Origin of the sequence: Streptomyces odontomachicola (assembly GCF_039605595.1) — a bacterium.
Taxonomy (GTDB): Bacteria; Actinomycetota; Actinomycetes; order Streptomycetales; family Streptomycetaceae; genus Streptomyces.
On sequence record NZ_JBCFOK010000003.1, the window covers coordinates 428,996 to 454,320 of the forward strand.

The window sequence follows — 25,325 nt, forward strand, 5'->3', positions numbered from 1 at the left end:
AAGGGGGATGGTCCGTCTGCCGAGTGTGGGCAGCGGACCTTACCTCCGTATTCGCCCCCGCAAGCGACGACAGGCCCGAGTGGTACGCGTTGTGACCGAGATAGATGGACATCGCGGGCATCCTGCGTTATCTGCCCGCTCGTTCCTCGTTAGCAGGCCAAGTCCTCGAACAGGAGGCCGCGTTGAGCGCCGATCTCCCCTCACGGACTCGCACACGGACCCAGACACCGTCGTCCGCAAAGGAAGCCCATGGCACTGCTCACCCCCACGACCGGCTCCACAGGTCTCACCATCGCCCCCGTACGCAGCCGCACCGACAGGGCCGAGTTCCTGGAACTGCCCTACCGGCTGTACGGGGAGCACACCCGGCACCGGGCGGCGGAGCACCCCGGTGCGGACCGCGCGGCGGAACCCCTCGTCCCGGCGCCCGGCGGCGCGGAGAGAGGCGTGGCGGGGGGCGCGGCGCGAGGCCCCGCCGGAGCGGACACCTGGGTGCCGCCGCTGCGCGGTGAGCAGCGGCGGCTGCTCGACCGCCGCGCCAACCCGTTCTTCGAACACGGCGAGGTGGAACTGTTCCTGGTGCGCCGCGACGGGCGGCCCATCGGGCGGATCGCCGCGGTGGACGACCCGCGCCACAACAGCCACCACGGCGGCAGCGACGGCTTCTTCGGGCTCTTCGAATGCGCCGAGGACGCCGGGGCCGCGCGGGTGCTCAGCGAGGCCGCCGCCGCATGGCTGCGCGGGCGTGGCCTCGAACGGATGCTCGGGCCCGTCTCGTTCACCACCCACGACGCGTGCGGGCTGCTGGTCGACGGCTACGAGCGCCCGCCGGCCGTCCTGATGCCGCACAACCCCGCGTACTACCCGGGCCTGCTGGACGCCGCCGGGCACACCGCGGCGAAGGACCTGCTGGCCTGGGAGTTCCCCACGACCCTGCACGAGGACCAGCGGCTGCGGAACGCGGCCGCGCGCGTGGAGCGCGACGGCACGCTGCGGGTGCGCCCCCTCGACATGAGCCGGTACGGGGAGGAGACGGCCCTGCTGCGGCGCCTGTACAACACGGCGCTGGACGGCACCTGGGGCTTCACCCCGATCGGCGAGCGGGAATTCGCACTGCGGGCGCGCAAGTTGCGGCGGGTCGTACGCCCCGAGCTGGTCGTGATCGCCGAGGTGGCCGGCGAGCCCGCGGGCTTCGCGCTGGCCGTTCCCGACATCGCCCCCGCGCTCGCCGCCGCCGACGGCCGCCTCGTGCACGGCGGGCTGCCCACCGGGCTGCTGCGGTATCTGCGCGCCCAGCGGCACGTCGACCGCGCCCGGCTGGCCGCACTGGGCGTGCTGCCCGAACACCGCGGCCGGGGCCTGGAGCTGCTGATGTACCAGGAGCTCTCGCGCGCGGCCCAGCGCGCGGGCATCCGCACCGGCGAGGCGTCCTGGGTGCTGGAGGACAACCGGCAGGGCAACGCGGTGCTGCGGCGCATCGGCGCGCAGGTCATCCGGCGTTACCGGGTGTACGAGCGGCCGGTCTAGGACGCGGCGCGCGGGGAGGGAGGCCGGGTGTCCGGCCTCCCTCATGAGTGTGCGGCTGAGCCGCGTGCGGTTCGGCTGAGCGCGGTTCCGGCGCGTGCGGCTCCGCTGCGTGCGGGCGCTGTGTGCGGGTCAGTTTCCGCTCGTCGCGCTGGCCAGGATCGCGAAGCGCGCGCCGTAGGGGTCGGTCAGCTTCGCCGCGCGGCCGATGCCCTCCATGCTGACCGGCGCCATGCGCACCGCGCCGCCCAGCTCCTCCGCCCTGGACACGGTCGCGTCGGCGTCGGCGACCTCGAAGTACGGGGTCCAGTACGGGCCCAGCACGGCGCCGTCCGGCTCGCTGTCCAGCGGGACGATGCCGCCGAACATGGCCTCCTGGCCCTCGCCCGCCGGGTTCGCCATCGTGTAGTCGCCCTCGCCGCCCGGCAGCGGCATGGTGACCGTGTCCCAGCCGAACACCGAGCTGTAGAAGGACTCGGCGCCCTTGGTGTCGGTGGTGTACAGCTCCAGCCAGCACAGGCTGTTGCGGTCCATGACCTGGTCCACGCCCTTGTGCGTGCCGGGCTGCCACACCGCGAAGGCGGCGCCCGCCGGGTCCTCGTACACCGCCATCCGCCCCAGCGCCAGCACGTCCATCGGCTCCAGGGTGACCTTGCCCCCGGCCGCCTGCACGGCCTTGGTGGCGTCGGCCGCGTCCGCCTGGAAGTAGACGGTCCACTGCGGCGCCGCCTGCTCGACCGGGGTGGGCATGATGCCCGCGACCGTCTTCCCGGCGTTCGCGAAGGTGCCGTAGCCGCCGGCCTCCGGCCCTGCCGAGGTCCAGGTCCAGCCGAAGAGGCCCTGGTAGAAGGACTTCGCGCCGTCGAGATCGGGGGTGGTCACATCGAGCCAGGACGGGGAGCCGGTGACGAAGCGGGTGCTGAGCATGGGTGCCCCTTCCGAGAGGTACGGGCCTGAGATGCCCGGGTCGGAGAAGTCCGTGAGGTCCGGTGGGTCCGGGATTTCGCATGTGCGGCGGTGAGTCTGCTGGGCGCTCCGCGCGCCGCACCAGACACGGGTGCCGAAGTCGTAGCCGCCGCGGCGGAAAGCACGCCCGTGGGGCCGCGGCCGATGCGCAGAACGTCCGATGCGCGGGACGCCGGATGCGGTGCGGAGGGCGCCCGACGCGGCATGAGCGGGCAGGCACGCGTGAGGGTGCCGGACGGCGGCTGCGATGGCATGGTGGGGGCACGGTCCGGACCTTGCGGAGGCCGTGTCCGCGCGGCTTCCCGGCACCGGATCCAGGACAACCGGATGAGGGCCTGAGAACCGGATGAGGGGCGGCCGAGCCCGCCCCGTCGAGCCGTCCCCGAGATGTGAGTGGGGGTGGACTCCCATGACGACCGCGCATGAGACGACCGCGCGCGCAGCGGCTCCGTACGCGACGACCGCGCGCGAACCGGCCCCGTACGAGACGACCGCGCGTGAGGTGACCGCGCGTGAAGCGACCGCGCGTGACCTGGGGAATCGTGACCCGCGGAATCCGGCCCGGCGCAGCCGGCACGAGGACGCGCCGGACACGGCGGCGGACTTCGAGCGCGCCGCCGGGCTCCCCGACGGCGCGGAGAAGCGCCGCATCCAGCAGCGGGTGATGGCCGCGTGGCTGCCGATGGCGCACCGGCTGGCGGGCAAGTACCGCGGCCGCGGCGAGGACCTGGAGGACCTCCAGCAGGTGGCGGCCGTGGGCCTGGTCAAGGCGGTGGAGGGGTACGACCCCTCGCGTGGCAACGCCTTCGAGTCGTACGCCGTGCCCACCATCGCGGGCGAGCTCAAGCGGCACTTCCGCGACAACCTGTGGGACGTGCACGTGCCGCGCCGCGTGCAGACCCTGCGCAACCAGGTGCGCGCCAGCATGCAGGAGCTCGGCACCGGCGACAGGTCGCCCACCGTCGGGCAGCTCGCCGCGCACAGCGGCCTCTCCGAGGAGGACGTGCACCTGGGTCTGGAGGCGCTGCACGGCTTCAGCTCGCTGTCCCTGGACGCGCAGCTCCAGGGCGGCGACGACGGGTCGAGCCTGCTGGACTTCCTGGCCGGTACGGAGGGCGGCTACGAGGAGCACGTGGTGGACCGCGAGGCCGTGCGCGAGCGGCTGAGCGAGCTGCCCGAGCGCGAGCGGTACATCCTCTACCTGCGGTTCTTCCGCGAGCTCACGCAGTCGCAGATCGCCGCGCGGCTGGGCGTCTCGCAGATGCACGTCTCGCGCCTGCTCTCCCGGGCCTGCCGCAGGGTGCGGGACGAGATCGACGAGGGGTGACGGGAAGAGAGCCGTGCGCCGCGTGTTTGACCCCGGTGAAACCGGACACCCGGTGAGACCGGCGACAAGGTGAGTGGTTTCCGCCCGGAGAGCCCCAGCCCAGCTCTCCGGGCGGACTCATGTGCTGCCCCGGGGCGAAGCCCGCCCATTGCCGCGTCCACCTGCCCCCGCTTAAAGTGCGTTCGAGATACCGGCCGGGATTCGGCAGGCCGAACTGCCGGAGGCACGGAGCCGGTTCGGCCCCGGGAGTCTCGGCCCGGGAGTGCGGGGCGTACGCGAGGAGGCGGGGCATGGGGCGTCTGGTGCCGGCGGTCACACGGGCCATGGACATACTGGAGCTGTTCCTCGACGAGGGCGAGTCGCTCTCGGCGCCCGACATCACCCGCAGCACGGGCCTGCCCCGCACGACCGTGCACGAGCTCCTGACCACCCTTGCCGCCCGCAACTACCTGTCGCAGGTCCCCGACCAGCCGGGCCGTTACCGGCTCGGGGTGCGCACGTACCAGCTCGGCAGCCGGTACGCGGAGCAGCTCGACCTCCCCTCCGAGGCGCAGCAGGTGGCCCACCGGGTGGCCGCGACCTGCGACGAGACGGTTCATGTGGCGCTCCTGGAGGGCGCCGACGTCATCTACATCGCCAAGGTGGACAGCACCCACGCGGTGCGCATGGTCTCGGCGGCCGGGCGGCGGCTGCCCGCGCACTGCACGGCCGTCGGCAAGATGCTGCTTGCCTCGCTGCCCGAGGGGGAGCTCGACCAACGGCTGCCGGCGGAAGGCCCGTTGGCTGCGCTCACCCCCAACTCCCTCACCTCGCCGCGCGCGCTGCGCGAGGCACTGGAGGAGGTGCGCGAGCGCGGAGTCGCCGTCGAGGAGCGGGAGTCCAACCCCGATGTGAGCTGCGTGGCGGCGCCCGTACGGGACAAGACGGGAGCGGTCGTGGCGGCGCTGAGCATCTCCGTACCCAGCATCCGCTGGAGCGCGGAGCGCCGCGGCGAGCTGGAGCGGCTGGCCGCCGAGGGCGCGGGCGAACTCTCCGCGCGCCTGGGCCACCGCGGTGCGGCACGCAGCCTCGGCGCCCCGTAAGGGGTAGGGAGACGGGGCAGACACGCAGCCAGGGAGAGGGGACGCGCATGAGCAGCACCGGACCGCGGCACGAGGTGGCCGTGCACACGCAGGCGGCGCTCGGTGAGGGCCCCACCTGGGACGCGGCGCGCGGCGCGCTGCTCTGGGTGGACATCCTCAACTCGCGGGTGCACACGTACGACCCGGGCGCGGGCAACCGCACGGTCATGCTGACCGGCCAGCACGTCGGCGCGGCCAAGCCCCGCGTGGGCGGCGGTCTCGTGGTCAACCTCCGCGACGGGGTGGGGAGTTACGACGTCGACGGCTCCTTCTCCTGGCTGCACCGCGACCCGCGCCCCGGACGCCGGGGGAACGACGCGGCCGTCGCCCCGGACGGCTCGCTGTGGTGGGGCACGATGGCGTACGACGAGGAGCCGGGCGCGGGCGGGCTGTTCCGGCTCGCCGGGGACGGGCGCGTCGAGACGGTCCTGACGGGCGTGACGGTCAGCAACGGCACCGGCTGGAGCCCGGACGGGCGGCTGATGTACTACAACGACTCGCCCACCCGTCGCATCGACGCCTTCGACCACGACCCGGACGCTGACCCCGCCGAGGGCGCGGACGGCGGCCGGCTCTCCGGGCGTCGCCCCCTCGCGGAGGTCGAGGAGGGCGCGGGCTTCCCCGACGGGCTCACCGTGGACGCGGAGGGCTGCGTGTGGGTCGCGCTGTGGGGCGGCGCGGCGGTGCGCCGCTACACCCCGGACGGGAGACTCGACCGCGTACTCCCCGTACCGGTGAAGAACCCGACCGCCTGCGCCTTCGGCGGTCCCGGGCTGCGCGATCTGTACGTGACGACGGCCTCGGTCACCGCCGATCCGGCCGCGGAACCCCTGGCGGGATCGCTGCTGGTCTTCCCCGGCGTGGGGGAGGGGCTGGAGCAGCCGGCCTTCGCGGGGTGAGAGTCCGGGACCACGTCCCCGTGTGGTGCGCGCCACCTTTTGTTACCGGCTGGTTTGAACCGGGGGCAGTGGGCAGGCGTGAACCCCGAGAGACCGGATGAGCATCAGGCATCCGGCACGCCGCCGCCGTCGGCGCCGCCCCAGGGCCGCAGCCGGCGGCGGCGCGTACTGGGACGGATGGAGAGACGACCGTGACAAAGAGAACCCGCACCCGCCCGGCTGCCCGGGTCACAACGCTGGCTGCCGTCGGCGCTGCGACGGTGATGGGTCTGGTCGCGGCTCCGTCGGCGCTTGCCGGCGGCACCGCGGCGCAGGGGGACCACCAGAAGTCGGCTCAGAAGGAGTCGGCCGAGAAGTCGGCTCACAAGGAGTCGCAGGAGCAGAACAAGCGGCCCGTGTGGGCCATCGCCCACCGCGTACTGACCACCGGCGGGGTGAACAAGGCGCTGGACCACGGCGCCAACGCGATCGAGATCGACGCCACCGCCTGGAAGAAGGGCTGGTGGGCCGACCACGACGGCACTCCCACCAGCTCCGGCGACACCATGGGCGCGATGTTCGACCGCATCGCGGAGCAGCGCCGGGCCGGGAAGAACATCAACTTCGTGTGGCTGGACCTCAAGAACCCGGACCACTGCAAGAGCGGCGACGCGAAGGAGCACGTGTGCTCCCTGAACGCGCTGCGCGACCTGGCCCGCGAGAAGCTGGAGCCCGCGGGCGTCCGCGTGCTGTACGGCTTCTACGGCGGCACCCAGGGCGGCGAGGGCTGGAAGGACCTGACCAAGGGCGGTCTGACCAAGCGCGAGGGCGTCGACATCAGCGGTGACGCCGCCGATGTGAAGAAGGGCTTCGAGCAGTACGGTGCGGCCATCCCGCACAACCAGCGCGTGATGGACAGCGGCCTGTTCAACCTGAACCTGCCGACCGTGCTCAAGAAGAAGACCGAGCAGCTTCGCCTGGGCGCGGAAATGCGTGAGAAGGGCGAGGTCAAGAGCACCTTCGGCTGGACCACCGCGGCCCGCGACGGCGACGCGGTCCAGCAGCTCCTGAGCGAGGACGGCGGGAACGCGGACGGCCTCATCTACGGCCACCGCGCCTCCTGCTACCCCGACGGCGTCTCGGGCGTGAAGGGCTGCGGCAAGGACGAGTCCTCCGCGCAGCAGGCCATCGGCCACATCGGCGACTTCGTGCGCGCGCACGAGGACACGCGGCGCATGGCCACCACGGCCGACGTGCCCTTCGGGAGCTGATCCCGGCCGTACGGCGCACGCGCTGACGGCGGCCCGCACCGGAACTCTCCCGGGGCGGGCCGCCGTTCGCGTACGGGCCCGGACCACTCGTACACGGGCGCGGTCTACCCTCCCGCTCTCCGCTTGTTCCACACGTCGAAGCCCACCGCCGCCAGCAGCACGAGCCCCTTGATCACCTGCTGGTAGTCGGTGCCGATGCCGACCAGCGACATGCCGTTGTTGAGCACGCCCAGCACGAGCCCGCCGATGACCGCGCCCAGCACCGTGCCCACGCCGCCGCTCATCGAGGCGCCGCCGATGAACGCCGCGGCGATCGCCTCCAGTTCGAAGTTGATGCCCGCCTGCGGTGTGCCGGCGTTGAGCCGCGCCGCGTAGACGCAGCCGGCGAGGGCCGCCAGCACGCCCATGTTCACGAACACCCAGAAGGTGACCCGGCGGTCCTTCACCCCGGAGAGCTGCGCCGCCGCCTTGTTGCCGCCGAGCGCGTACACGTGCCGCCCGACCACCGCGTTCCGCATCACGAAGCCGAGCGCGATGAGGATCGCGCACATCAGCAGCAGGACGACGGGAACGCCGTGGTAGCTGGCCAGGGTCAGGGTGAAGGCGACCACGGCCGCCACGATCGCGCCGCACTTGAGGGCCCACAGCCCGCGGGGCAGCACCTCAAGCTCGTACGCCAACTGCCGCCGCCTGTCCCGCCATTCCTGCACCAGCACGAAGACGATCACCGCGAGGCCGATCAGCAGGGTGGGGTTGTGGTACTGCGTGTAGGGGCCCATCTCCGGGATGAAGCCCTGCGCGATGTCCTGGAAGCCCTTGGGGAAGGGCGCGATGGACTGGCCTTCGAGGAGGATCTGCGTGCCGCCGCGGAAGAGCAGCATCCCCGCGAGCGTCACGATGAACGAGGGGATGCCGACGTACGCGATCCAGAATCCCTGCCATGCCCCCGCCACCGCGCCGATCAGGAGCGAGAGCACCAGCGCGAGCACCCACGGCATGTCGTGCCGCACCATCATCACCGCGGCCGCCGCGCCCACGAAGGCGGCGAGGGAGCCCACCGAGAGGTCGATGTGCCCCGCGATGATGACCATCATCATGCCCATGGCCAGGATCAGGATGTAGCTGTTCTGCTGCACGATGTTGGACACGTTGTTGGGCAGCAGCAGCGCCCCGTCGGTCCATATCTGGAACAGCACCACGATCAGCGCGAGCGCCACCAGCATCCCGTACTGCCGGGTGTTGGCGCGCAGGGTGCGCAGCAGCAGGGCGCCGGGGGAGCGGTCCTGCCCGGGGCCGGGATCGGCCGGCGGCCTGGTGAGGGTGTCGGTCATGGGCGCGCCCCCGCTCTCTCGGCGCCGCGCGCGGCGCGGGTGTCCATGGTCATGTGGCGCATCAGCAGCTCCTGGGTGGCCTCGGCGCCGTCGGTCTCGCCGGTGATCCGGCCGGCCGCCATCGTGTAGACGCGGTCGCACATGCCCAGCAGCTCCGGGAGTTCGGAGGAGATGAGCAGGACCGCCTTGCCCTGCGCGGCGAGATCGGCGATGACCGTGTAGATCTCGTACTTGGCGCCGACGTCGATGCCCCGCGTCGGCTCGTCCAGCATCAGCACCTCGGGTCCGGTGTGCATCCACTTGCTGAGCACGACCTTCTGCTGGTTGCCGCCGCTCAGCCGGGACACCTCCTCGCGCACCGTCGGCGCCTTGATGCCCATCGAGCGCCGGAACCGCTCAGCGACCCGGCGCTCCGCGTGCTCGTCGACCACCCCGCGCCGGGCGAGCCCGGGCAGTCCGGCCAGCGAGATGTTGCGGCAGATGTCGTCCAGCAGATTGAGCCCGTACGTCTTCCGGTCCTCGGTGACGTACGCGATCCCGTGCGCCACCGCGGCCGGCACCGTACGGGTGGACACCTCGCGGCCGTGCACCAGCACCGTTCCGCCCGCGTACCGTCCGTACGAGCGGCCGAAGACGCTCATCGCCAACTCGGTGCGGCCGGCGCCCATCAGCCCGGCGATGCCGACGATCTCGCCGTGCCGCACATGCAGCGACGCGCCGTCCACGACCTTCCGCTGCTGGTCGACGGGGTGGCGCACGGTCCAGTCGCGGATCTCCAGCGCGGTCTCGCCGGCGCGCTCGCCCTCGTACGGGGTACGCGGCGGGAAGCGGTGGCCCAGGTCGCGGCCGACCATGCCGCGGATGATGCGGTCCTCCGACAACTCCGGGTCGGCGTCCGGGTGTTCGCGCACCGTCAGTGTCTCGATGCTGCGGCCGTCGCGCAGCACGGTCACGGTGTCGGCGATCTCGCGGATCTCGTTGAGCTTGTGCGAGATGACGATGCAGGCGATGCCCTGGTCGCGCAGCTCCCGGATGAGCGCGAGCAGATGGGCGCTGTCCTCGTCGTTCAGCGCGGCCGTCGGCTCGTCCAGGATCAGCAGGCGCACCTCCTTGGACAGCGCCTTGGCGATCTCCACGAGCTGCTGCTTGCCCACCCCGATGTCCGCGACCCGGGTCTGCGGCCGCTCCGCGAGCCCCACCCGTCTCAGCAGCTCACCCGCCCTGCGCAGGGTCTCGCCCCAGCCGATCACGCCGCGGGTGGCGTTCTCGTTGCCGAGGAAGATGTTCTCCGCGAGGGAGAGCTGCGGGACGAGCGCGAGCTCCTGGTGGATGATCACGATGCCGTGCCGCTCCGCGTCCCGGATGTCCCGGAAGCGGACGGGCGCCCCTTCGAAGAGCACCTCGCCCGCGTAACTCCCGTGCGGATGCACCCCACTGAGGATCTTCATGAGGGTGGACTTGCCTGCGCCGTTCTCGCCGCACACCGCGTGGATCTCCGCCGGGCGCACCCGCAGGGACACCTCGTCGAGCGCGGTCACGCCGGTGAAGGTCTTGGTGATGCCGCGCATCTCCAGCACCGGCTCCCGGCCCTCGTCCAAGGACTGCACGGGGCCCGTCACTTGAGCTGCCCCGCCTTGTAGTAGCCGTCCTCGACCAGGCGGTCGGTGCTGCTCTTGTCGATGCTGACCGGCTTGAGCAGATAGGAGGGCACGACCTTCTCCCCGTTGTCGTACGTCTTGGTGTCGTTGACCTGCGGCTTCTTGCCCGTCAGCACCGCGTCGCCCATCTGCACGGCGCGCTTGGCCAGGGCCCGGGTGTCCTTGTAGACGGTCTGCGTCTGCTGGCCGCGCAGGATCGACTTCACCGAGGCCAGCTCCGCGTCCTGCCCGGTCACCACGGGGAACGGCTTGCCGCCCGTGCCATAGCCCGCGCTCTTGAGCGCCGAGATCACCCCGATGGAGATCCCGTCGTACGGGGAGAGCACCGCGTCCACGTCCGCCGAGCCGTAGCTCTTGCTGAGCAGGTCGTCCATGCGCTTCTGCGCGGTGCCGCCGTCCCAGCGCAGGGTGGTGACCTGGTTCATCTTCGTCTGCTTGCTGCGCACGACGAGCCTGCCGCTCTTGAGGTACGGGCGCAGCACCTTCATCGCGCCGTCCCAGAAGAACTTGGTGTTGTTGTCGTCCGGCGACCCCGCGAAGAGCTCGATGTTGAACTTCCGCCCGCCGCTCCCCGCCTCGTCCAGCTTCAGCTTGTCCGCGATATAGCGGCCCTGGAGTTCGCCGACCCGCTCGTTGTCGAAGGACGCGTAGTAGTCCACGGCCTTCGTTCCGAGGATGAGCCGGTCGTACGAGATCACGTGCACGCCCTGCTCCTTGGCGCGGCGCAGCACGTCGGTGAGCGCGCGGCCGTCGATCGCCGCGACCACCAGCAGCCGGTGGCCCTTGGAGATCATGTTCTCGATCTGCGCGACCTGGTTCTCCACCTTGTCGTCGCCGTACTGGAGGTCGGCCTTGTAGCCCTGCGCCTCGAACAGCCTCGCCATGTTCTTCCCGTCGGCGATCCAGCGCTCCGACGCCTTGGTCGGCATGGCCAGGCCGACGGTCCCGCCCTTGCCCGCCTCGGGCCGGTAGCGGCTGCCGCCCTTCGCCTCCTGCCCGCAGGCGGCGAGCGACCCGGTGAGCAGCGCGGCGAGCGCGAGGGCCGCGGCTGCTTTGCGCGTTGAGCTGCGCGTACGTGCTGTACGAGCTGTACGGGGTGTACGCGGGCGAAGTGGCGTACGGGGACTGCGTGCTGCACCTGGTCTCATCGCGGTCGGTTCCCTTCCGGTAGGGGGAAGCGCTGGAGCTCGCCCGGCAGCCGGGACCCCAGCGGGGACATGCCGCCGTCGGCGCCGAGCCGGGCCAGCAGATCCAGGGCGAGCCGCCCGCGCCGCACCCGCTCGCGCGCCGACTCCAGCGCCGCGTCGCGCAGGTGGGCGCCGAAGGGGTAGACGCCGGGCGCCTTGCTGAGCCCGAACTTGAGGTAGACCGGCGCGCCCCGCCGGACGATCTCGGCGGCCTCGTACATCCGCACATAGCCGCCCAGGTCGTCCGGCGCCTCCAGATAGAAGTCCATCGGCGCCCGGCTCACGCGGCGGATCTCCGTGAGGTGCTCCAGGGTCAGGTCCGAGGGGATGTTGAGGGAGTCGGCGCCGAGCTGCTCGTGCACCCCGAAGGAGACCGGGTTCACGGGGCCGATCAGCGCGGACACCTTCAGCGTGGTGTCCGCGGGGAGCAGGCCCTGTGCGCGCATGCGGTGCAGGGTCCACAGCACGCCCTCGTCGGCCACGAGCAGGCACCGCACGCCCAACTCCGCCGCGCGCAGGGCGTCCTCGACGCAGCCCGCTACCGCGCCGTGGCCGCGCGCCCGCAGTCCGCCGCCGCCGGAGTCGGTACGGGTGGCCGCGCCGATGTCCCAGGTGCCGCGCGGGCCCGTGAACAGGCACAGCTCGATGTTCCGCTCGGCGCACGCGGCGACCATCTCGGCGATCTCGGCGTCGGTGAGCATCCAGACGCCGCTGCCCTGGCTGATCCGGTGCACGGGAAGCTCCAGGGCGGCCGCCTCCTTGAGCACCGCGGCCAGCACCTCGGGCCCCTCGCAGGACGGGATCTCGGTGCGCCAGGTGCCGCCGTCGGGGAAGGCGTACGGGGAGGCGTCGGCCGGATCCGGCGGGGGCCCGGCGAGGCCGAGCGCTCCCAGGGCGCGGTCACCTGGCTGCCGGTAGGGGAGAGACACGGGACTCCTTAGGGGTGTGGCAAATGTGGTGTGGGGGAGGAGTGTTGGCTGATCAAGGCGCGTGGGTTGCTCAAGGCGCGCCGGCTGCTCGGGGCGCACTGGCCGCTCGGGGCGCGGTGGCTGCTCAGGGCCGGAGCAGGACCTTGCCGACCCGGTCGTCGCCGCCGGAGAGCAGGTCCATCGCCGCGCCGAACTCCTCCAGCGGCAGCTCGTGGGTGATCAGCGCCGAGGGGGTGAGCAGCCCGGCCGAGAACGCGCGTACCGCGTGCGCCCACGCCGCCGAGGAGGCGCCGAACACGCCGCGCACCGTGAGCTGCCCGGTCACCAGCCGCAGGGGATCGATGCCGCGTACGCCCGGCTCGTACATGCCGGTCAGGACCACCCGGCCGCCGCGCCGGGCGAGCGCGCACGCGGCCTCCGCCGTGGTGGGGGCGCCCGCGGTCTCGATCACGAGGTCGTAGCGGGCGTCCGGGGCCTCGCCGTGTCCGGGTGCTGCCTCCTCGTCCGGCGCCGCCGCGTGCGTGGCGCCCAGTTCCAGTGCCAGTTCCGCGCGGCGGGTCCGGGGGTCGATCACCAGCAGCTCGCCGGGCGAGTACGCGGCGAGGAGCTGCGCCGCGAGCAGGCCCAGGGTGCCCGCGCCCACCACGGCCACCCGCTCGCCGGGCAGCGGCGCGCCCGCGAGCACCGCGGCGGCCGACACCGCCGAGGGCTCCAGCAGCGCCGCGGCCCTCAAGTCGGCCTCGTCGGGCAGGGGATGGAGCAGCCGCGCCGGCACGTTCAGCGTCTCGGCGAAGGCGCCGGGGCAGGTGAAGCCGGTCTCCTCGTACCCCGAGGCGCACAGGCTCGTGCTGCCCTCGCGGCAGCGGTCGCAGCGCAGGCAGGCGCGGAAGCCCTCGGCCACCACCTTGCGGCCGGTCAGCTTCGGGTCCACGCCGTCGCCGACCGTGTCCACGGTGCCCGACCACTCGTGCCCTGGCACGACCGGATAGCGCACATAACCGGGCGCCCGCGTCCCCTCGTACACCTCGCGGTCGCTGGCGCACACGCCCGCCGCGTGCACGGCGACGCGGACCTCGCCCGGGCCGGGTTCGGGTGCCTCGTGGTGCGTGATCCGGTGCGCGCGCGGGCCCTCCACGAGCACGGAGCGCTGCGTACGGGGTGAGGGGGCTGCCGCGTCGTGGGGCCCGCTCACCGTGTGTCTCCCGCCCGGGCCGGCTCGCGCTTCTCCCAGCCCTCGGCCCACAGGTCGAACCTGGCCTGCTGCTGCGGGAATTCGGCCGCCGCATCCGTGTCCAGCTCGACGCCGAGCCCCGGCGCGTCCGGCAGCGCGAAGTAGCCGTCGACCACTTCGGGCGCGCCCCGCACGACCTTCTTGATCTCCGCGTCGGCGAAGTCGTTGAAGTGCTCCAGGATCTTGAAGTTGGGGGTGCAGGCGGCGAGTTGGAGGGACGCCGCGGTGAGTACGGACCCGCCGACGTTGTGCGGGGCGACCAGCATGTAGTGCGTCTCGGCCGTGGCCGCCAGCTTGCGCGTCTCCAGGATGCCCCCGAGGTGGCCGACGTCCGGCTGGAGGATGTCGGCTGCCTGGCTCTCGAACAGTTCGCGGAACTCGAACCTGTCGTGGATGCGTTCCCCCGTCGCCACCGGCAGCTCCACCTTGTCGGCGACCTTGCTCAGCGCCTTGAGGTTCTCCGGCGGCACCGGCTCCTCCAGCCACGCCGGGTTGTACGGGGCCAGCTCGCGCGCCAGCCGCACCGCCGTCGCCGGGCTGAAGCGGCCGTGCATCTCCAGCATCAGCTCCGTGTCGGGCCCGATCGCGTCCCGCACCGCCTCGATCAGCCCGACCGCGTAGAGCGTCGCGTCGTGGTCCAGCTCCAGATGTCCTGTGCCGAAGGGGTCGATCTTCAGTGCGCGGTAGCCGCGGGCGATCACGGCGCGGGCCGCCTCGTGGTACGCCTCGGGGGTGCGCTCGGTGGTGTACCAGCCGTTCGCGTACGCCTTGACGCGGTCGGTGACCCGGCCGCCCAGCAGCTGCCAGACGGGGACGCCGAGGGCCTTGCCCTTGATGTCCCAGCAGGCCATCTCCACGCAGGCGATGCCGGACATCACGATCTCGCCGGCCCGCCCGTAGTCCCCGTACTTCATGCGGCGTACGAGGTCCTCCACGGCGAACGGGTCGGACCCCGCGATGTGGTTCGCCTCCGCCTCCCGCAGATATCCGGCGAGCGCGTCGGTGTGCCCGAGCATCCGGGTCTCGCCGACGCCGGTGAGCCCTTCGTCGGTGTGCACCTGGACGTAGGTGAGGTTGCGCCAGGGAGTCCCGACGACATGGGTGCTGATTCCGGTGATACGCACGGCAGTTGACTCCCGCCACGTTCGAGATTTCGACCAGTGTTCGAAAAGCTGACGTGAATGTAGGAGGGGTTCCGCGGCGGGTCAATGGTTGCGTCGCGCTTTCGCCGTGGGCTGCGTGCGGGGGCGGTCGTGTTCGCGCTGGGTGGGTGCGCCGGACCCAGGTTCCGAAGGGCCTGGTGGGCGGGGTGCGTTGGGGGGAGGGTCGGTTGCCGCGTACGAGGTCGACGTACGGCCCGTGCCGCCCCTCCCGTCACCACAGAGAAAGCAGAGGCCCCATGCCTGGAACCCGCCTCCTCGGCAAGACCGCACTGATCACCGGCGCCACCGGGGGGATCGGCGCGGCGACCGCGCTGCTCTTCGCCCGCGAGGGCGCCTCGCTGGTGCTCACCGACATCGCCGCGGAACCCCTCCGCGCGCTGGCGAAGGAGGCGGAGGCCGCGGGCGCCGACGTGCTCGCCGCCCGCCTCGACGTGTCCTCGGCCCGGCAGTGGGAGGAGGTCATCGCCGCCGTACGGGAACGCTTCGGCACCCTCGACGTCCTGGTCAACCTCGCGGGCGTCGTGGACTGGCCCGGCATCGAGGACACCGAGGAAGCCGAATGGGACCGCGTCATCGACATCGACCAGAAGGGCACGTGGCTCGGCATGAAGGCCGCCATGCCCCTGCTGCGCGCCGCCGGCAACGCCTCGGTGATCAACACCTCGTCCGTGCTGGGCCTCGTGGGCAGCGGCGCCGCCGCGGCCTATCAGGCGGCCAAGGGAGCGGTACGCCTGCTGAGCAAGACCGCGGCCGTCGAGTACGCGCAGCAGGGCGTACGTGTCAACTCCCTCCACCCCGGCGTCATCGCCACCCCGATGATCCAGGGCATCCTCGACGAGGAAGGGGACCGGCAACCGGACATCGTGCGCACGCCCATGCGCCGCGCGGGCGGCCCCGAGGAGGTCGCCCCCGCGATCCTGTTCCTCGCGAGCGACGAGTCGTCCTTCGTCACCGGTACGGAGCTGGTCGTGGACGGCGGGCTGACCGCGCATTGAGCCGCCGCCGGCCCCCGCGCCCGCGGCTCAGCGGGGCTGCTCCTCCCAGTCGAAGAAGGCGATCAGGTCCTCGAGCGTGAGGTTGTCGGGGACGTTGGCCGCCTCTTCGCCGGCCGCCGCACCGCGCGGGAACATCGTGTCCTCGTACGCGGAGAGCGCGGCCTCGGTGTCGCCGGGGTGCGCGGCGAGCGCCTCGCCGAGCTCGGCGCCGTCAAGCATGGCGAGGTTGGCCCCTTCGCCGTTCGGCGGGATGAGGTGTGCGGCGTCGCCGACCAGGGTCACTCCGGGCACGCGGGCCCACCGGTGCCCGACCGGCAGGGTGTGGTGGAGGCGCAGGACCGGTGCGGTGTCGCCGTCGGTGATGAGGGAGACCAGCTCGGGGGCCCAGCCGTCGAACTCCCGCGCGAGCTGCGCGGTGGCGGTGGCGGGATCGGTGAAGTCGAAGCGGGCCAGCCACTCCTGCGAGGCGCTGAGCATCACGTAGGTGTGGAGCGTTCCGCCCTTCTCGCGGTGGGCGGCGATCTGCCGGTCACCCGGTTCGAGCACGAACATCGACCCGCCGCCGACCGCCTTCGCGGCGGCGGGGTGCCGCGTGTCGGCGTCGAAGAGGTAGGTCTCGACGAAGGCCTGGCCCGAGTACGCCGGGACGGCCTCCGACAGCAGCGGCCGCACCCGGGACCACGCGCCGTCCGCGCCCACCAGGAGGTCGGTGACGACGGTGCCGCCGTCGGCGAAGACCACCTCGTGCCGCCCGTCGCCGAGCCCGCGGACGGTGCTCACTTTGCGCCCCCAGCGCACGGTGCCCTCGGGGAGCGAGTCGAGCAGTATCTGGCGCAGTTCGCCGCGCTGTACCTCGGGGCGGCCGCCGGCGCCGTCGTCGGGGTGGTCGAGCAGCAGGTTGCCGTGCCGGTCGAGGACCCTCGCGGCCTGACGGCCCTCCAGCACGATGCCGCGGAACTCGTCCATCAGGCCGGCCGCCCGCACGGCCAGTTGACCGTTGTAGTCGTGGATGTCGAGCATCCCGCCCTGCGTACGCGCCGCCGGTGACTCCTCCGCCTCGTAGACGGTGGCCCCGATGCCGTGCAGGTGCAGGACGCGGGCCAGCGTGAGTCCGCCGAGCCCGGCGCCGATGATCGTGACGTGAGTGGTCATGCTGTTCCTCGCCTTCGCACGCCCGCCGGACGGCCTCCGGCAGGATCTCCGCCAAGCCTCCACGGCCACGCCGACAGGCCGCCCACAGTGGGCCGACAGCCGCCGACAGGCGACGGACATCGCGGTCCGGCAGGCCCGCGACCAGGCGCTCAGCGCATGTCCACGGCACCCCGCGCAAAGCTGAGGGAGCGCGTGAAGACGTCCTCCACCGCTTCGGGCGTCGCCCCGTACCAGCCGTGGTCGGCGCCCGGCACCGTACGGAACTCCACGAGGGATCCGGCCTCGCGCAGGCGCTCGGCCAAGTCCTCGCTGTGGGACGCGGGCACCATCGTGTCCTCGGTGCCGTGGAGCAGGAGGAACGGTGGGGCGTCGGGGTGTGTGCGGGTCACGGGGCTCGCCTCGTGGGCCAGTTCGGGGACCTCGGACGGGGCGGCGCCGAGGAGGAGGGCCTCGGGGGTCGCCGGGTTCGCGGGGTCGAAGGGGCCGCGCGAGGTGGTCAGGTCGCTCGGGGCGTACCACAGGACCGCGCCTGCGAGCCCCGGCTCGGTGAGCGCGAGCAGCGCGGCGAGGTGGCCGCCCGCCGACTCGCCCCACACCACCGTGCGCGCGGGGTCGATCCCCAACTCCGGGGCGCGCAGGCCCAGCCAGCGCAGCGCGGCACGCAGATCGTCCAGCGGCGCGGGGAAGCGGGCCTCCCCACTGAGCCGGTAGTCGGCGCAGGCGACGGCGAATCCGGCGGCGGCCATCCGCGCGAAGGGGCCGGGGCTCCAGTCCCGCATCCGCAGCGTCGGATCCTCCCGGCGGCCGCGCCGCCACGCCCCGCCGTGGAGACAGAGGATCACCGCTGCGGCGTCATCACCAGTCCGGCCCGGCAGCCACAGGTCGAGCTCCAGCGGCCGGGAGCCCTCGACGTTCGCGTACGGGACGCCGCGCAGCAGCCGTACGCCCGGCTCGCACGGCGCGGCCGGCGGCAGCGGCGCCTCGTCCGGGTGCGGGGCGGGAATGGCCGCGAGCACCCCGGGCCCGGGACCCTGCGCGGCGCTCACCGCGTCCGCCACTCGTGGTCGGGCAGGAAGCGCACGTCGTACTCCTGCGGAACGGTGCCGAACTTGTGGCCCTCGGGCACGTACGGCTCCCGCGGCAGCCCCCGTTCACCGGTCGGCGTGCCCAGGCTCTCGAAGAACCGCTCGAAGGTGCCGCCGGGCCCGGCCGCCACGCCGACCACCCGGCTGTGGTGCCGCTCCATGCGGTAGGCGTGCGGGCAGTTCTTCGGCACGAAGCCGAAGTCGCCCGCGGTCAGCAGCTTCTCCTGCTGCGCGCCCGCGGTGTCCTCCACGAACAGCCGCACCGCGCCGTCGGTGATGTAGAAGACCTCGTACGTGTCGGCGTGCACGTGCGCCGGGATGATGTCGCCCTTCGGCCCCTCGCACGTGAAGAAGTTGAAGGCGTTCTCGGTCTGCTCGCCGCCCGCGTAGACGGTGATCAGGTCGCCGAAGAGGTGGGCGCGGTCGCCCTCGCCCTTCTCGATGAAGTACGGAGTGCCGGGCTCGGGCGGAATGCGCGAGGCACGGCGGTAGCAGGTGGCGAACTCGATGGTCATGGCCTCTCCCGGAGGGCGTGCGGAGCCTCGTACGGAGTCGGTACGCTGCCGATGGGTATGTCAGGCAGCCTGACATAAGCGGGAGGCGGGCGGCAAGCACGCGCGGCCGCCCCGCGACTAGGCTCGCCCCGTCAGCTCTCCGCACGTGAGGACCCCATGACCGGCACCGACAGCCCCCAGCACCGAGGCGCGGGACGCGATCTGCCGCAGCTCTTCGGCGACGCGCGCCGCTGGTTCGAGGAGGCGCTGCTGTCGACGTTGGAGGAGCAGGGCGAGACGCGGGTCTCGCCCACGCAGGCGCGGCTCTTCGCCGTACTGGAGAAGGAGGGCACCACCGTCTCCGAACTGGCCCGCCGCATGGGCGTCACCCGCCAGACGGCGCACCAGGCGGTCCACGGACTGGTCGCCGAGGGCCTGTTGGAACAGGTGCCGCACCCGGACTCCGCCCGCCGCCGCCTCATCCGCCGCACGCCGGAGGGCGAACGCGCGCACCGCAGGGCCGGGCGCATCCTGGACCGCCTGGAGGAGGAGCTGACCGCGAGGATCGGCGAGGACGCCGTCACCGCCCTGCGCGCGGCGCTGGAGCGGCCGTGGGGAGAGCCGCCGACTCTGGGATGAGCGCAGGGGAGAGGGAGTCGAAAGGGGAGGGATCGTGACGTACGACGACCGAGAGGCGGGCGGAGCGGCTGGCTGCCAGGCGTGCCAACTCATCACCGGCGAGGCGCCGTTGCCGGGCGGGACGGTGCACCGTACGGAGCGCTGGACCGTCGAGCACTGCGTCGGCCCGCTCGGCGTGGGCACCATGGTCGTCAAGCCGCTGCGGCACGTGGTGCGCCTGGCGGACCTGGTCCCCGAGGAGGCGGCCGAACTCGGGCCCCTGCTCCAGCGGGTCAGCGGCGCGCTCGACGCGGTGCTGGAGCCGGAGCAGGTGTACGCGTGCCTGTGGTCCCACGCGGGGGCGGTGCCGGGGCACATTCACTTCGTCGTGCAGCCGGTGTCGGGGGAGGACATGGGGGAGCACGAGGCGTACGGGCCCGCGCTCCAGACCGCGATGTTCCTCGCGGGACGGCTGCCGGACGCGGCCCGCGTGGAGGAGGTCTGCGAGCGCGTACGCGAGGCGTTGCGGCGCGGCTGAGTACCCTCCGGCGCCTACGCGCACGGGCTCGGATACGGTGTCCGCCCGTGCCCACCACTGATCCGCTCTGCGCGCCGGGACAGGGGCGAACCGCCTGGCTGTGCACCCTGGTTGCGACCTGTCTGGTGTTCCTGACGATGACCGTGGTGCTGCCGCTCCTCGTACGGGCGGGGACCGTCGGCGACGGCTGGTGTCTGCTCGGTCTCGTCGCGCCCTTCGCCGCCGCCCTGGTCCATCTGACGGCTCTCGCCCCGGGGCGGATCGAACGGCGCGGCCGGCTGCTGACCGCGCGCACGCCGTTCGGCCGCCGCACCGTGGACCTGGACCGGCTCACCCGGGTCGGTCACGTGGAGATTCCCGGTCAGCCGTCCCCGGTGAACATGCTCCTGCTCACCGACGCGCACGGCGTCCGCCTCGCCGTGGAGCCGCGCAACGCCGCCGACGCCTCCGTCCTGAGGGGCGTGAAGCAGGCCGTCCAGCACCCGCCGCGCGGCGGCCGCCTCCGCGTGTCGAACGGCGCGCGGGAGTACCTGTGGCCGCAGGAGTCCGCCTCCGACTCCTGCCTGGGGGTCCTGTTCGGCGCCCTGCTCTGGACCGCGAAGGTGATCGCCGTGGTGCTGGTGGCGGGAGGCGCGTCGCTGGCACTGAGCCTCGCCTTGGCCGGCACGCTCTGAGTCCCAGCGGGGCTTCTGTGCTGCTCGCTTACGTCGGCTCAGCAGGCCGTGAAGCTGCGGTGTGCCGCCGTGTGCACGGCGCGGGCCAGGCGTGCTCCCCACAACGAGCGCGGCCCGGCGAAGGGTTCGGGGTGCGGGGCGTCGTCGCCGGGGGCGTGTGCGGCGATGACGACCGCGTCGGTGGGCGTGCCGGAACAGTCGTAACCCGCCTCCAACAGTGCCTGCACTTTCGCCTCCGTGGCCGTCGCGACCGCGTTGACCAGCGCGGCGTCGGAGAGCGGCACCGGTACCGAGACCAGGATGTTCACCGTTCCCGGCGCGGGGACGGCCACCCCGCCCTCGCCGGGTGCAGCGGCCCAGGTGGTCACGCCGAGCCCGCTGGTGACCACCGCGCGCACGCCGCCGTCCTCGCACTCGCCGTACGCCGCGACCCTGGCCGCCGTCATGAGCCCCATGCCGGGGCCCTCGGCGCCCGCGGCCCCGGCGAGCCGGCGCAGATGCCCCTCAGGGTCCAGCCCCGCATACCCGGGCGGCACCTGGGCGTTGAGCACCCACTCCCGCGCGCCGAGCCCGCCGCCCAGCACGGCGCTCCCGACCATCCGCCACCCGGGCCCCGCCCTCCACAGCAGCGCGGCGACCCACGCGTCACCCGCCTCCGGCAGTGCGTCGGCCCCGGGCTCCAGCAGCTCGACCCGTACCCCCGGAGCGGCGGCCAACGTCATGGAACTTCTCTCCCCGCACGTGATGCCCGAGCCGCACGCGTCCGCGGAACGGCCGCGACACCTTATCCGGGGGTGCGTGCTATCGGGACAGGCGCTCGGGATTCGCAGAAGGCGGTGGTCGTGCTCGCGAAGGTCATCCCGACGGGCAAGGACACCATGCAGGCCAGCATCGACGCGTTCAGTGACCTCAGCGTGAGCGAGGGGCTCCAGTACGACGCGCACCCCAATGACGAGGGTTACGCGCAACTCGGCGACGACTTCCACTACGGCGTCATGGATGCCGCCGACAAGGGCTGGATCACCAACAGCCGCGCCACTGCTTGAGGCGGTTGATGCGCCGCTCGACGGTGTTGCGCTGCAACAGCGGCTCAACCCGGGCCCACTGGGCGTCAGTCACCGGCACAACCAGACCAACGATCCGATGATCCAAACGAAACCGCCTGGCCGCCGTGCCCGTCCCTACCGCTTGATCCGGGGTTGAAGGATGCCTGGGTGGCGTTCGCTTGTGCGCGGGCTTCGTGCCGGCTGGTCCAGCCGGTGGCGCGGCGCAGTGCGTCGAATTCGCGCTGCAGCGTGGTGGCGGAGGTGGTGCGGGTGTCGGTGCTGATGGTGACCGGCAGCCCGTCGGCGAGCAGCGGGGCGGCGGGGTGGTCGGTGAGGCGGGGGACGGCGCCGGTCTGCACGTTGCTGGTGGGGCACATCTCCAGGGCGATCGCATCGGTACGCAGCCGGTTCAGGAGTGCGGTGTCGGAGGTGCAGCGCACACCGTGGCCGATACGGCGGGCGCCGAGGACGTCGATGGCCTCCCACATGCTTTCCGGACCTGCGGCTTCCCCGGCGTGGACGGTGCAGGGCAGGCCGGCGCTGTGGGCGAGGTCGAAGGCGGCCCGGTGAGGCCGGGCGGTGTACAGGGTCTCGTCGCCGGCGAGGTCGAGGCCGGCGACGACGTCCCGGTGCCGCAGAGCTGTCTCGGCGACGGCGAGGCTTTCGTCCGGGCTCTGGTGGCGTAGGCAGCACAGCAGCAGCCCGGTGCCCACGCCGGTGGTGGCCCGGCCCTGGGCCAGTCCGTCGGTCACCGCCAGCACGGCTTCGTCGGGGCTCATGCCGTGGCCGCCGTGGAGTTGCGGGGCGAAGCGCACTTCGCCGTAGACGACGCCGTCGGCCTTCCAGTCCTCGGTCAGTTCCCGGGCGGTCCGGGTGAGGGCCTCGGGCGTCTGCAGAACCTGCAGGGGGAGGTCGATGTGGGCCAGGAAGGTGGTCAGGCTGCCGCAGTCGGCCGGGGCCACGACGAGATCCTCGACCGGCCGGTCGAGAGCGATGCCCTGCTCGCGGGCGAGGTCGGCGACGGTGCCCGGGCGTACGGAGCCGTCGAGGTGGCAGTGCAGTTCGTGCCGGGGGATCTGCGTGGTGTGCGTGCTCATGAGGTCGATCCAGGTCAGAGGGCGGAAGGGGTGGCGCCGCCGAGCGGCATGCCGACGGGAGCGGGCGTGGTGACGGTGTCGAAGAGGAGCCTCTTGAAGCCGGTCTCGTCCACGCGGCGGACCAGGGTGAGGTTGGGGGCGGGTGCGGACACGCGCCGGTCGATGATCATCTGACCGCGAGTGTCGTCGGAGACGGAGATGTCGACATGGGCCTGCTCCGCCTCGGTGACCAGGCCGGGGTCGAGCGCCACGGCCATGGCGACGGGGTCGGGCAGGTCGTAACCTGCCAGTCCGGTGACGTCGCGGGTCCAGTCGGCCACCGTGCGGTTGATGCGGTGCGCGAACGTCGCCATCGGGGTGCCGAGTTGCTCCAGGCGCTGTTGGTCGGCTTCGTTCATGACGGCGTCCTTGCGGGAGACGTCCCAGCCGATCCACGTGACCTTTTCGGGCGTGGCGGCCTGCGTGACGATCCGGGCCGCCTCGGGGTCGGCCCAGACGTTGAACTCGGCGCTGGGCGAGATGTTGCCGCGCAGGTCGGCGGCGCCGGCCATGCAGTACACATGCCGGTAGCGGGTGAACAGCTCCGGGTCCCGGAGCAGGGCGGCGGCGATGTTGGTGAGCGGGGCAAGCGTGACCAGCGTCAGCTCTCCCGGGCGCTGGTGGGGGTGGGCCAGCAGGGCATCGACCGCGTGCGTGCTCTCGCAGACGGCGGCCGGGTCGGGCAGGCCGATGTCGCCCATGCCGTCCTCGCCGTGCACGTGCTGCGCGCTGGACAGGGTCCGCGTCATCGGCCGGGCGCAACCGGGGTGGACCGGGATGTCGGTGCGACCCGCGATCTGGAGGGAGATCAGCGCGTTGCGCGTGCCGGTCTCCACCGGCACGTTGCCCGCCACCGTGGTCACCGCCCGGATGTCGCCCAGCCCGCCGACGGCGGCGAGCAGCAGCGCGACCGCGTCGTCGGATCCGGTATCGGTGTCAATGATCAAGGGAAGGGCAGGCAAGGCCGTACTCCTTACGTGCTGGTGATGTGGGATGGGCGCGGGCCCGTGCACGGTCAGCGGGCCCGCATGCGGGCAAGGTCACGCGGGCGGGGCAGGGCGCCCCGGGCGCCGAGCGCGGCGACGGCCAAGCCGCCCGCCGCGGTGGCGGTGGTGGCCACTCCGCGGCCTGGGGACGGGCCGTTCACCCTTCCTGTCTAATCGTTTAGATGGGAGGATGCAAGGGCTATGACGAAGCGAGCAGGCAAGGCGCCGACGCTGACGGACGTGGCCCGCGCGGCCGGGACCTCGACAGCGGTGGTCAGCTATGTGATGAACGACGGGCCCCGCCCGGTCGCGACCGAGACCCGCGAGCGGGTCCTGGCCGCCGCGGCCGAGCTGGACTACCGGCCCAACCGCATCGCCCGGGCCCTGCGCTCGCGCACCACCGGCGTGGTCGGCCTGATCCTGGCCGACGCCTCCACCCCGTACTTCGGCGCGCTGGCCCGGCACATCGAGCAGGAGCTGGACCAGCACGGAAAGCTCACCCTGATGGGCAACGCCGGCTACTCACCCGACCGGCAAAAGCACCTCGCCGAGAAATTCCTCGCCGCCCAGGTCGACGGCCTCCTCATCGTCTCCGCCGACGGCGGCGCCGACGTCGCCGGCCAGGCCCAGCGGGCCGGCGTTCCGTCCGTATACGTCCACAACCAGCCCGAGGACGGGCAGTTCCCGGCCGTGACCGCCGACAACGAAGCCGCCGTCCAGCAAGCTGTCGCCCACCTGCGCAGCCACGGACATACCCGCATCGCCTTCCTCGCCGGACCCCACGACGCCGGCCCGGTCGGCCGCCGTCGCGCCACCTGGGAAACGACCCTCGCAGACGCCGACGCACCCCTACTGCGCAGCGAGTACGCCCGCGCCGCGGCGGCCACCCTGACCCAGCGCCTGATCAGCGAGGACGCCATGCCCCCCGCGCTGATCACCGCCACCGACGAGCAGGCCATCGGGGTCCTCGCCGGCGCCCGGGCCCACGGACTCCCCGTCCCCGACCGGCTGGCCGTCATCAGCCTCGACGGCACCCCCGACAGCGCCTACACCGCCCCCGCCCTCACCGCCACCGAACAACCCCTGCACGCCATGGCCCAACAAGCCGTCGCCCTCCTCCTCGACGGCACTTCTCCCCAGCGGGCCCCGACACACGCCTCACTGGTCCTGCGCCAAAGCTGCGGCTGCCCACCCGAATAGGAGCAAGGCACTGCTTCCCCGGCAGAAACCCGGCCCCATGCGGGGGTATCTGGGCGGCGACCGCTCCGCGCTGAGGAGAGAACATCGAACCTACGCCGACGACGCTGCTCTTCTAGGCAGGAGCCTGGTCGTACCCATGTCCCAGGGAAGCAGTGGACGACTAGAGCCAGGGAGTAAGCTTCATTGCCATTCGAGGAGGTGGAATCGCCTCGTCTCGATGGCCTGAGGCTGCGCCGAGTCTCCGCTGCGCAGCGCGGTGACGAGCTGTCGGGTTTTGGCAGGGTCTGCCCGTGGCTTGGAACCCGTCGGGTAGCTGGGGCCTGCTGATCGCAGAGCTCCTCTCACGACGGCGATGGTGTGAACGGACAGGCTCAGCACTGAGAGGGCGCCTGCTAGGGCGTGTTTCGAAAGTGGATCTTGGGGCCAGCTCCACCTGGCCGTCGAGCAGGGCCAGAAGCTCCTGTCGGTAGTGGTGACGGCAGGGCAGCGCGGCGACTCGCCGCAGTTCGAACCTGTACTGGAGAAGGTCCGAGTGCCCCGCATTGGGCCGGCCCGGCCACGCGTGCGCCCTGACCGGGTGCGCGCTGACAAGGCGTACGCCTCCCGGAACAACCGTGCCTACCAGCGCCGCCGTGGGATCCACTGCACCATCCCGGACAAGGCAGACCAGGCGTGCAACCGCCCCAAGTGCGGCTCTCTCGGCGGCTGACCGCCCCGTTTCGACCTGGCCGACTACCGTGAGCGCCATGCGGTCGAATGCGGAATCAATCGACTGACGCGATGATCTTCGCTGTGGTGCGTGGGGATCTGTGCGA

At 72.5% G+C, this 25,325-nt stretch carries 24 protein-coding genes and 1 pseudogene; 12 read left to right on the forward strand and 13 right to left on the reverse strand.

Annotated features, from left to right (window positions below):
• The first annotated feature begins 249 nt into the window (after positions 1-249).
• Complete coding sequence (locus ABEE00_RS07115; RefSeq protein ID WP_345744399.1) at positions 250-1,527, forward strand: GNAT family N-acetyltransferase; 1,278 nt, start codon at positions 250-252, stop codon at positions 1,525-1,527.
• A gap of 129 nt (positions 1,528-1,656) precedes the next feature.
• Here the strand turns inward: ABEE00_RS07115 and ABEE00_RS07120 are convergent, their stop codons facing one another.
• Positions 1,657-2,451 (reverse strand): VOC family protein, encoded by a 795-nt coding sequence (locus ABEE00_RS07120; RefSeq protein ID WP_345744400.1) that lies wholly within the window; start codon positions 2,449-2,451, stop codon positions 1,657-1,659.
• Positions 2,452-2,899: 448 nt separating this feature from the next.
• Between ABEE00_RS07120 and ABEE00_RS07125 the strand changes: the two genes are divergently transcribed.
• The 4 genes from ABEE00_RS07125 to ABEE00_RS07140 all read left to right on the forward strand — a co-directional run bounded on the left by ABEE00_RS07125 (position 2,900) and on the right by ABEE00_RS07140 (position 7,087).
• Positions 2,900-3,817 carry a SigB/SigF/SigG family RNA polymerase sigma factor gene (locus ABEE00_RS07125; protein WP_345744401.1) on the forward strand — a complete coding sequence of 306 codons (918 nt, stop codon included), beginning with the start codon at positions 2,900-2,902 and terminating at the stop codon, positions 3,815-3,817.
• Between the two features lie 290 nt (positions 3,818-4,107).
• On the forward strand, positions 4,108-4,899 hold the full coding sequence (locus ABEE00_RS07130) for an IclR family transcriptional regulator (protein WP_345744402.1): 792 nt from the start codon (positions 4,108-4,110) through the stop codon (positions 4,897-4,899).
• A gap of 47 nt (positions 4,900-4,946) precedes the next feature.
• The gene (locus ABEE00_RS07135; protein ID WP_345744403.1) at positions 4,947-5,837 is read left to right on the forward strand and encodes an SMP-30/gluconolactonase/LRE family protein; all 891 of its coding nucleotides are present in this window, start codon (positions 4,947-4,949) and stop codon (positions 5,835-5,837) included.
• Positions 5,838-6,028: 191 nt separating this feature from the next.
• Complete coding sequence (locus ABEE00_RS07140) at positions 6,029-7,087, forward strand: PI-PLC domain-containing protein (RefSeq protein WP_345744404.1); 1,059 nt, start codon at positions 6,029-6,031, stop codon at positions 7,085-7,087.
• 104 nt (positions 7,088-7,191) lie between these two features.
• Here the strand turns inward: ABEE00_RS07140 and mmsB are convergent, their stop codons facing one another.
• The 6 genes from mmsB to ABEE00_RS07170 all read right to left on the reverse strand — a co-directional run bounded on the left by mmsB (position 7,192) and on the right by ABEE00_RS07170 (position 14,547).
• On the reverse strand, positions 7,192-8,418 hold the full coding sequence (gene mmsB, locus ABEE00_RS07145; RefSeq protein ID WP_345744405.1) for a multiple monosaccharide ABC transporter permease: 1,227 nt from the start codon (positions 8,416-8,418) through the stop codon (positions 7,192-7,194).
• Complete coding sequence (gene mmsA / locus ABEE00_RS07150) at positions 8,415-9,986, reverse strand: multiple monosaccharide ABC transporter ATP-binding protein (protein ID WP_345744536.1); 1,572 nt, start codon at positions 9,984-9,986, stop codon at positions 8,415-8,417. Before mmsA ends, mmsB begins: the two co-directional genes overlap by 4 nt.
• A gap of 47 nt (positions 9,987-10,033) precedes the next feature.
• On the reverse strand, positions 10,034-11,224 hold the full coding sequence (gene chvE / locus ABEE00_RS07155; protein ID WP_345744406.1) for a multiple monosaccharide ABC transporter substrate-binding protein: 1,191 nt from the start codon (positions 11,222-11,224) through the stop codon (positions 10,034-10,036).
• Complete coding sequence (locus ABEE00_RS07160) at positions 11,221-12,192, reverse strand: hypothetical protein (protein WP_345744407.1); 972 nt, start codon at positions 12,190-12,192, stop codon at positions 11,221-11,223. The genes chvE and ABEE00_RS07160 overlap by 4 nt, the downstream gene beginning before the upstream one ends.
• Positions 12,193-12,316: 124 nt before the next feature.
• Positions 12,317-13,384 (reverse strand): zinc-dependent alcohol dehydrogenase, encoded by a 1,068-nt coding sequence (locus ABEE00_RS07165; protein ID WP_345744408.1) that lies wholly within the window; start codon positions 13,382-13,384, stop codon positions 12,317-12,319.
• Positions 13,381-14,547 carry a mandelate racemase/muconate lactonizing enzyme family protein gene (locus tag ABEE00_RS07170; RefSeq protein WP_345744409.1) on the reverse strand — a complete coding sequence of 389 codons (1,167 nt, stop codon included), beginning with the start codon at positions 14,545-14,547 and terminating at the stop codon, positions 13,381-13,383. The genes ABEE00_RS07165 and ABEE00_RS07170 overlap by 4 nt, the downstream gene beginning before the upstream one ends.
• 275 nt (positions 14,548-14,822) lie before the next feature.
• Between ABEE00_RS07170 and ABEE00_RS07175 the strand changes: the two genes are divergently transcribed.
• The gene (locus ABEE00_RS07175) at positions 14,823-15,581 is read left to right on the forward strand and encodes an SDR family NAD(P)-dependent oxidoreductase (protein WP_345744410.1); all 759 of its coding nucleotides are present in this window, start codon (positions 14,823-14,825) and stop codon (positions 15,579-15,581) included.
• Positions 15,582-15,608: 27 nt separating this feature from the next.
• Here the strand turns inward: ABEE00_RS07175 and ABEE00_RS07180 are convergent, their stop codons facing one another.
• The 3 genes from ABEE00_RS07180 to ABEE00_RS07190 all read right to left on the reverse strand — a co-directional run bounded on the left by ABEE00_RS07180 (position 15,609) and on the right by ABEE00_RS07190 (position 18,333).
• A complete protein-coding gene (locus ABEE00_RS07180; protein ID WP_345744411.1) occupies positions 15,609-16,733 on the reverse strand; it encodes an FAD-dependent oxidoreductase in 1,125 nt (374 codons plus the stop codon).
• A gap of 149 nt (positions 16,734-16,882) precedes the next feature.
• Complete coding sequence (locus tag ABEE00_RS07185; protein ID WP_345744412.1) at positions 16,883-17,779, reverse strand: alpha/beta hydrolase; 897 nt, start codon at positions 17,777-17,779, stop codon at positions 16,883-16,885.
• A complete protein-coding gene (locus ABEE00_RS07190) occupies positions 17,776-18,333 on the reverse strand; it encodes a quercetin 2,3-dioxygenase (protein WP_345744413.1) in 558 nt (185 codons plus the stop codon). Before ABEE00_RS07190 ends, ABEE00_RS07185 begins: the two co-directional genes overlap by 4 nt.
• 156 nt (positions 18,334-18,489) lie before the next feature.
• Between ABEE00_RS07190 and ABEE00_RS07195 the strand changes: the two genes are divergently transcribed.
• The 3 genes from ABEE00_RS07195 to ABEE00_RS07205 are packed head-to-tail and all read left to right on the forward strand — an operon-like array spanning position 18,490 to position 20,142.
• Positions 18,490-18,951 (forward strand): MarR family winged helix-turn-helix transcriptional regulator, encoded by a 462-nt coding sequence (locus ABEE00_RS07195; RefSeq protein ID WP_345744414.1) that lies wholly within the window; start codon positions 18,490-18,492, stop codon positions 18,949-18,951.
• A gap of 34 nt (positions 18,952-18,985) precedes the next feature.
• Entirely contained in the window at positions 18,986-19,468 is a 483-nt protein-coding gene (locus ABEE00_RS07200; RefSeq protein WP_345744415.1) for an HIT family protein, read from the forward strand.
• Positions 19,469-19,515: 47 nt separating this feature from the next.
• Positions 19,516-20,142 (forward strand): hypothetical protein, encoded by a 627-nt coding sequence (locus ABEE00_RS07205; protein ID WP_345744416.1) that lies wholly within the window; start codon positions 19,516-19,518, stop codon positions 20,140-20,142.
• 38 nt (positions 20,143-20,180) lie between these two features.
• Here the strand turns inward: ABEE00_RS07205 and ABEE00_RS07210 are convergent, their stop codons facing one another.
• Positions 20,181-20,864 (reverse strand): adenosylcobinamide amidohydrolase, encoded by a 684-nt coding sequence (locus ABEE00_RS07210; RefSeq protein WP_451918510.1) that lies wholly within the window; start codon positions 20,862-20,864, stop codon positions 20,181-20,183.
• A 72-nt stretch (positions 20,865-20,936) separates the two neighbouring features.
• Between ABEE00_RS07210 and ABEE00_RS07215 the strand changes: the two genes are divergently transcribed.
• Positions 20,937-21,188: a hypothetical protein gene (locus tag ABEE00_RS07215; RefSeq protein WP_345744417.1), complete on the forward strand. Its 252-nt coding sequence runs from the start codon at positions 20,937-20,939 to the stop codon at positions 21,186-21,188.
• Between the two features lie 65 nt (positions 21,189-21,253).
• Here ABEE00_RS07215 and add read toward each other — a convergent pair whose 3' ends face one another.
• Together add and ABEE00_RS07225 are read right to left on the reverse strand one after the other, a co-directional pair.
• Complete coding sequence (gene add / locus ABEE00_RS07220) at positions 21,254-22,285, reverse strand: adenosine deaminase (protein ID WP_345744418.1); 1,032 nt, start codon at positions 22,283-22,285, stop codon at positions 21,254-21,256.
• 14 nt (positions 22,286-22,299) lie between these two features.
• Positions 22,300-23,286 (reverse strand): nucleoside hydrolase, encoded by a 987-nt coding sequence (locus ABEE00_RS07225; protein ID WP_345744419.1) that lies wholly within the window; start codon positions 23,284-23,286, stop codon positions 22,300-22,302.
• Positions 23,287-23,511: 225 nt separating this feature from the next.
• Here ABEE00_RS07225 and ABEE00_RS07230 point away from each other — a divergent pair, with 225 nt between their 5' ends.
• Both ABEE00_RS07230 and ABEE00_RS07235 read left to right on the forward strand, forming a co-directional pair.
• Positions 23,512-24,510 carry a LacI family DNA-binding transcriptional regulator gene (locus ABEE00_RS07230; protein WP_345744420.1) on the forward strand — a complete coding sequence of 333 codons (999 nt, stop codon included), beginning with the start codon at positions 23,512-23,514 and terminating at the stop codon, positions 24,508-24,510.
• A gap of 424 nt (positions 24,511-24,934) precedes the next feature.
• Positions 24,935-25,291: pseudogene (locus tag ABEE00_RS07235) on the forward strand (transposase); the annotation flags it as partial.
• Positions 25,292-25,325 lie beyond the last annotated feature (34 nt).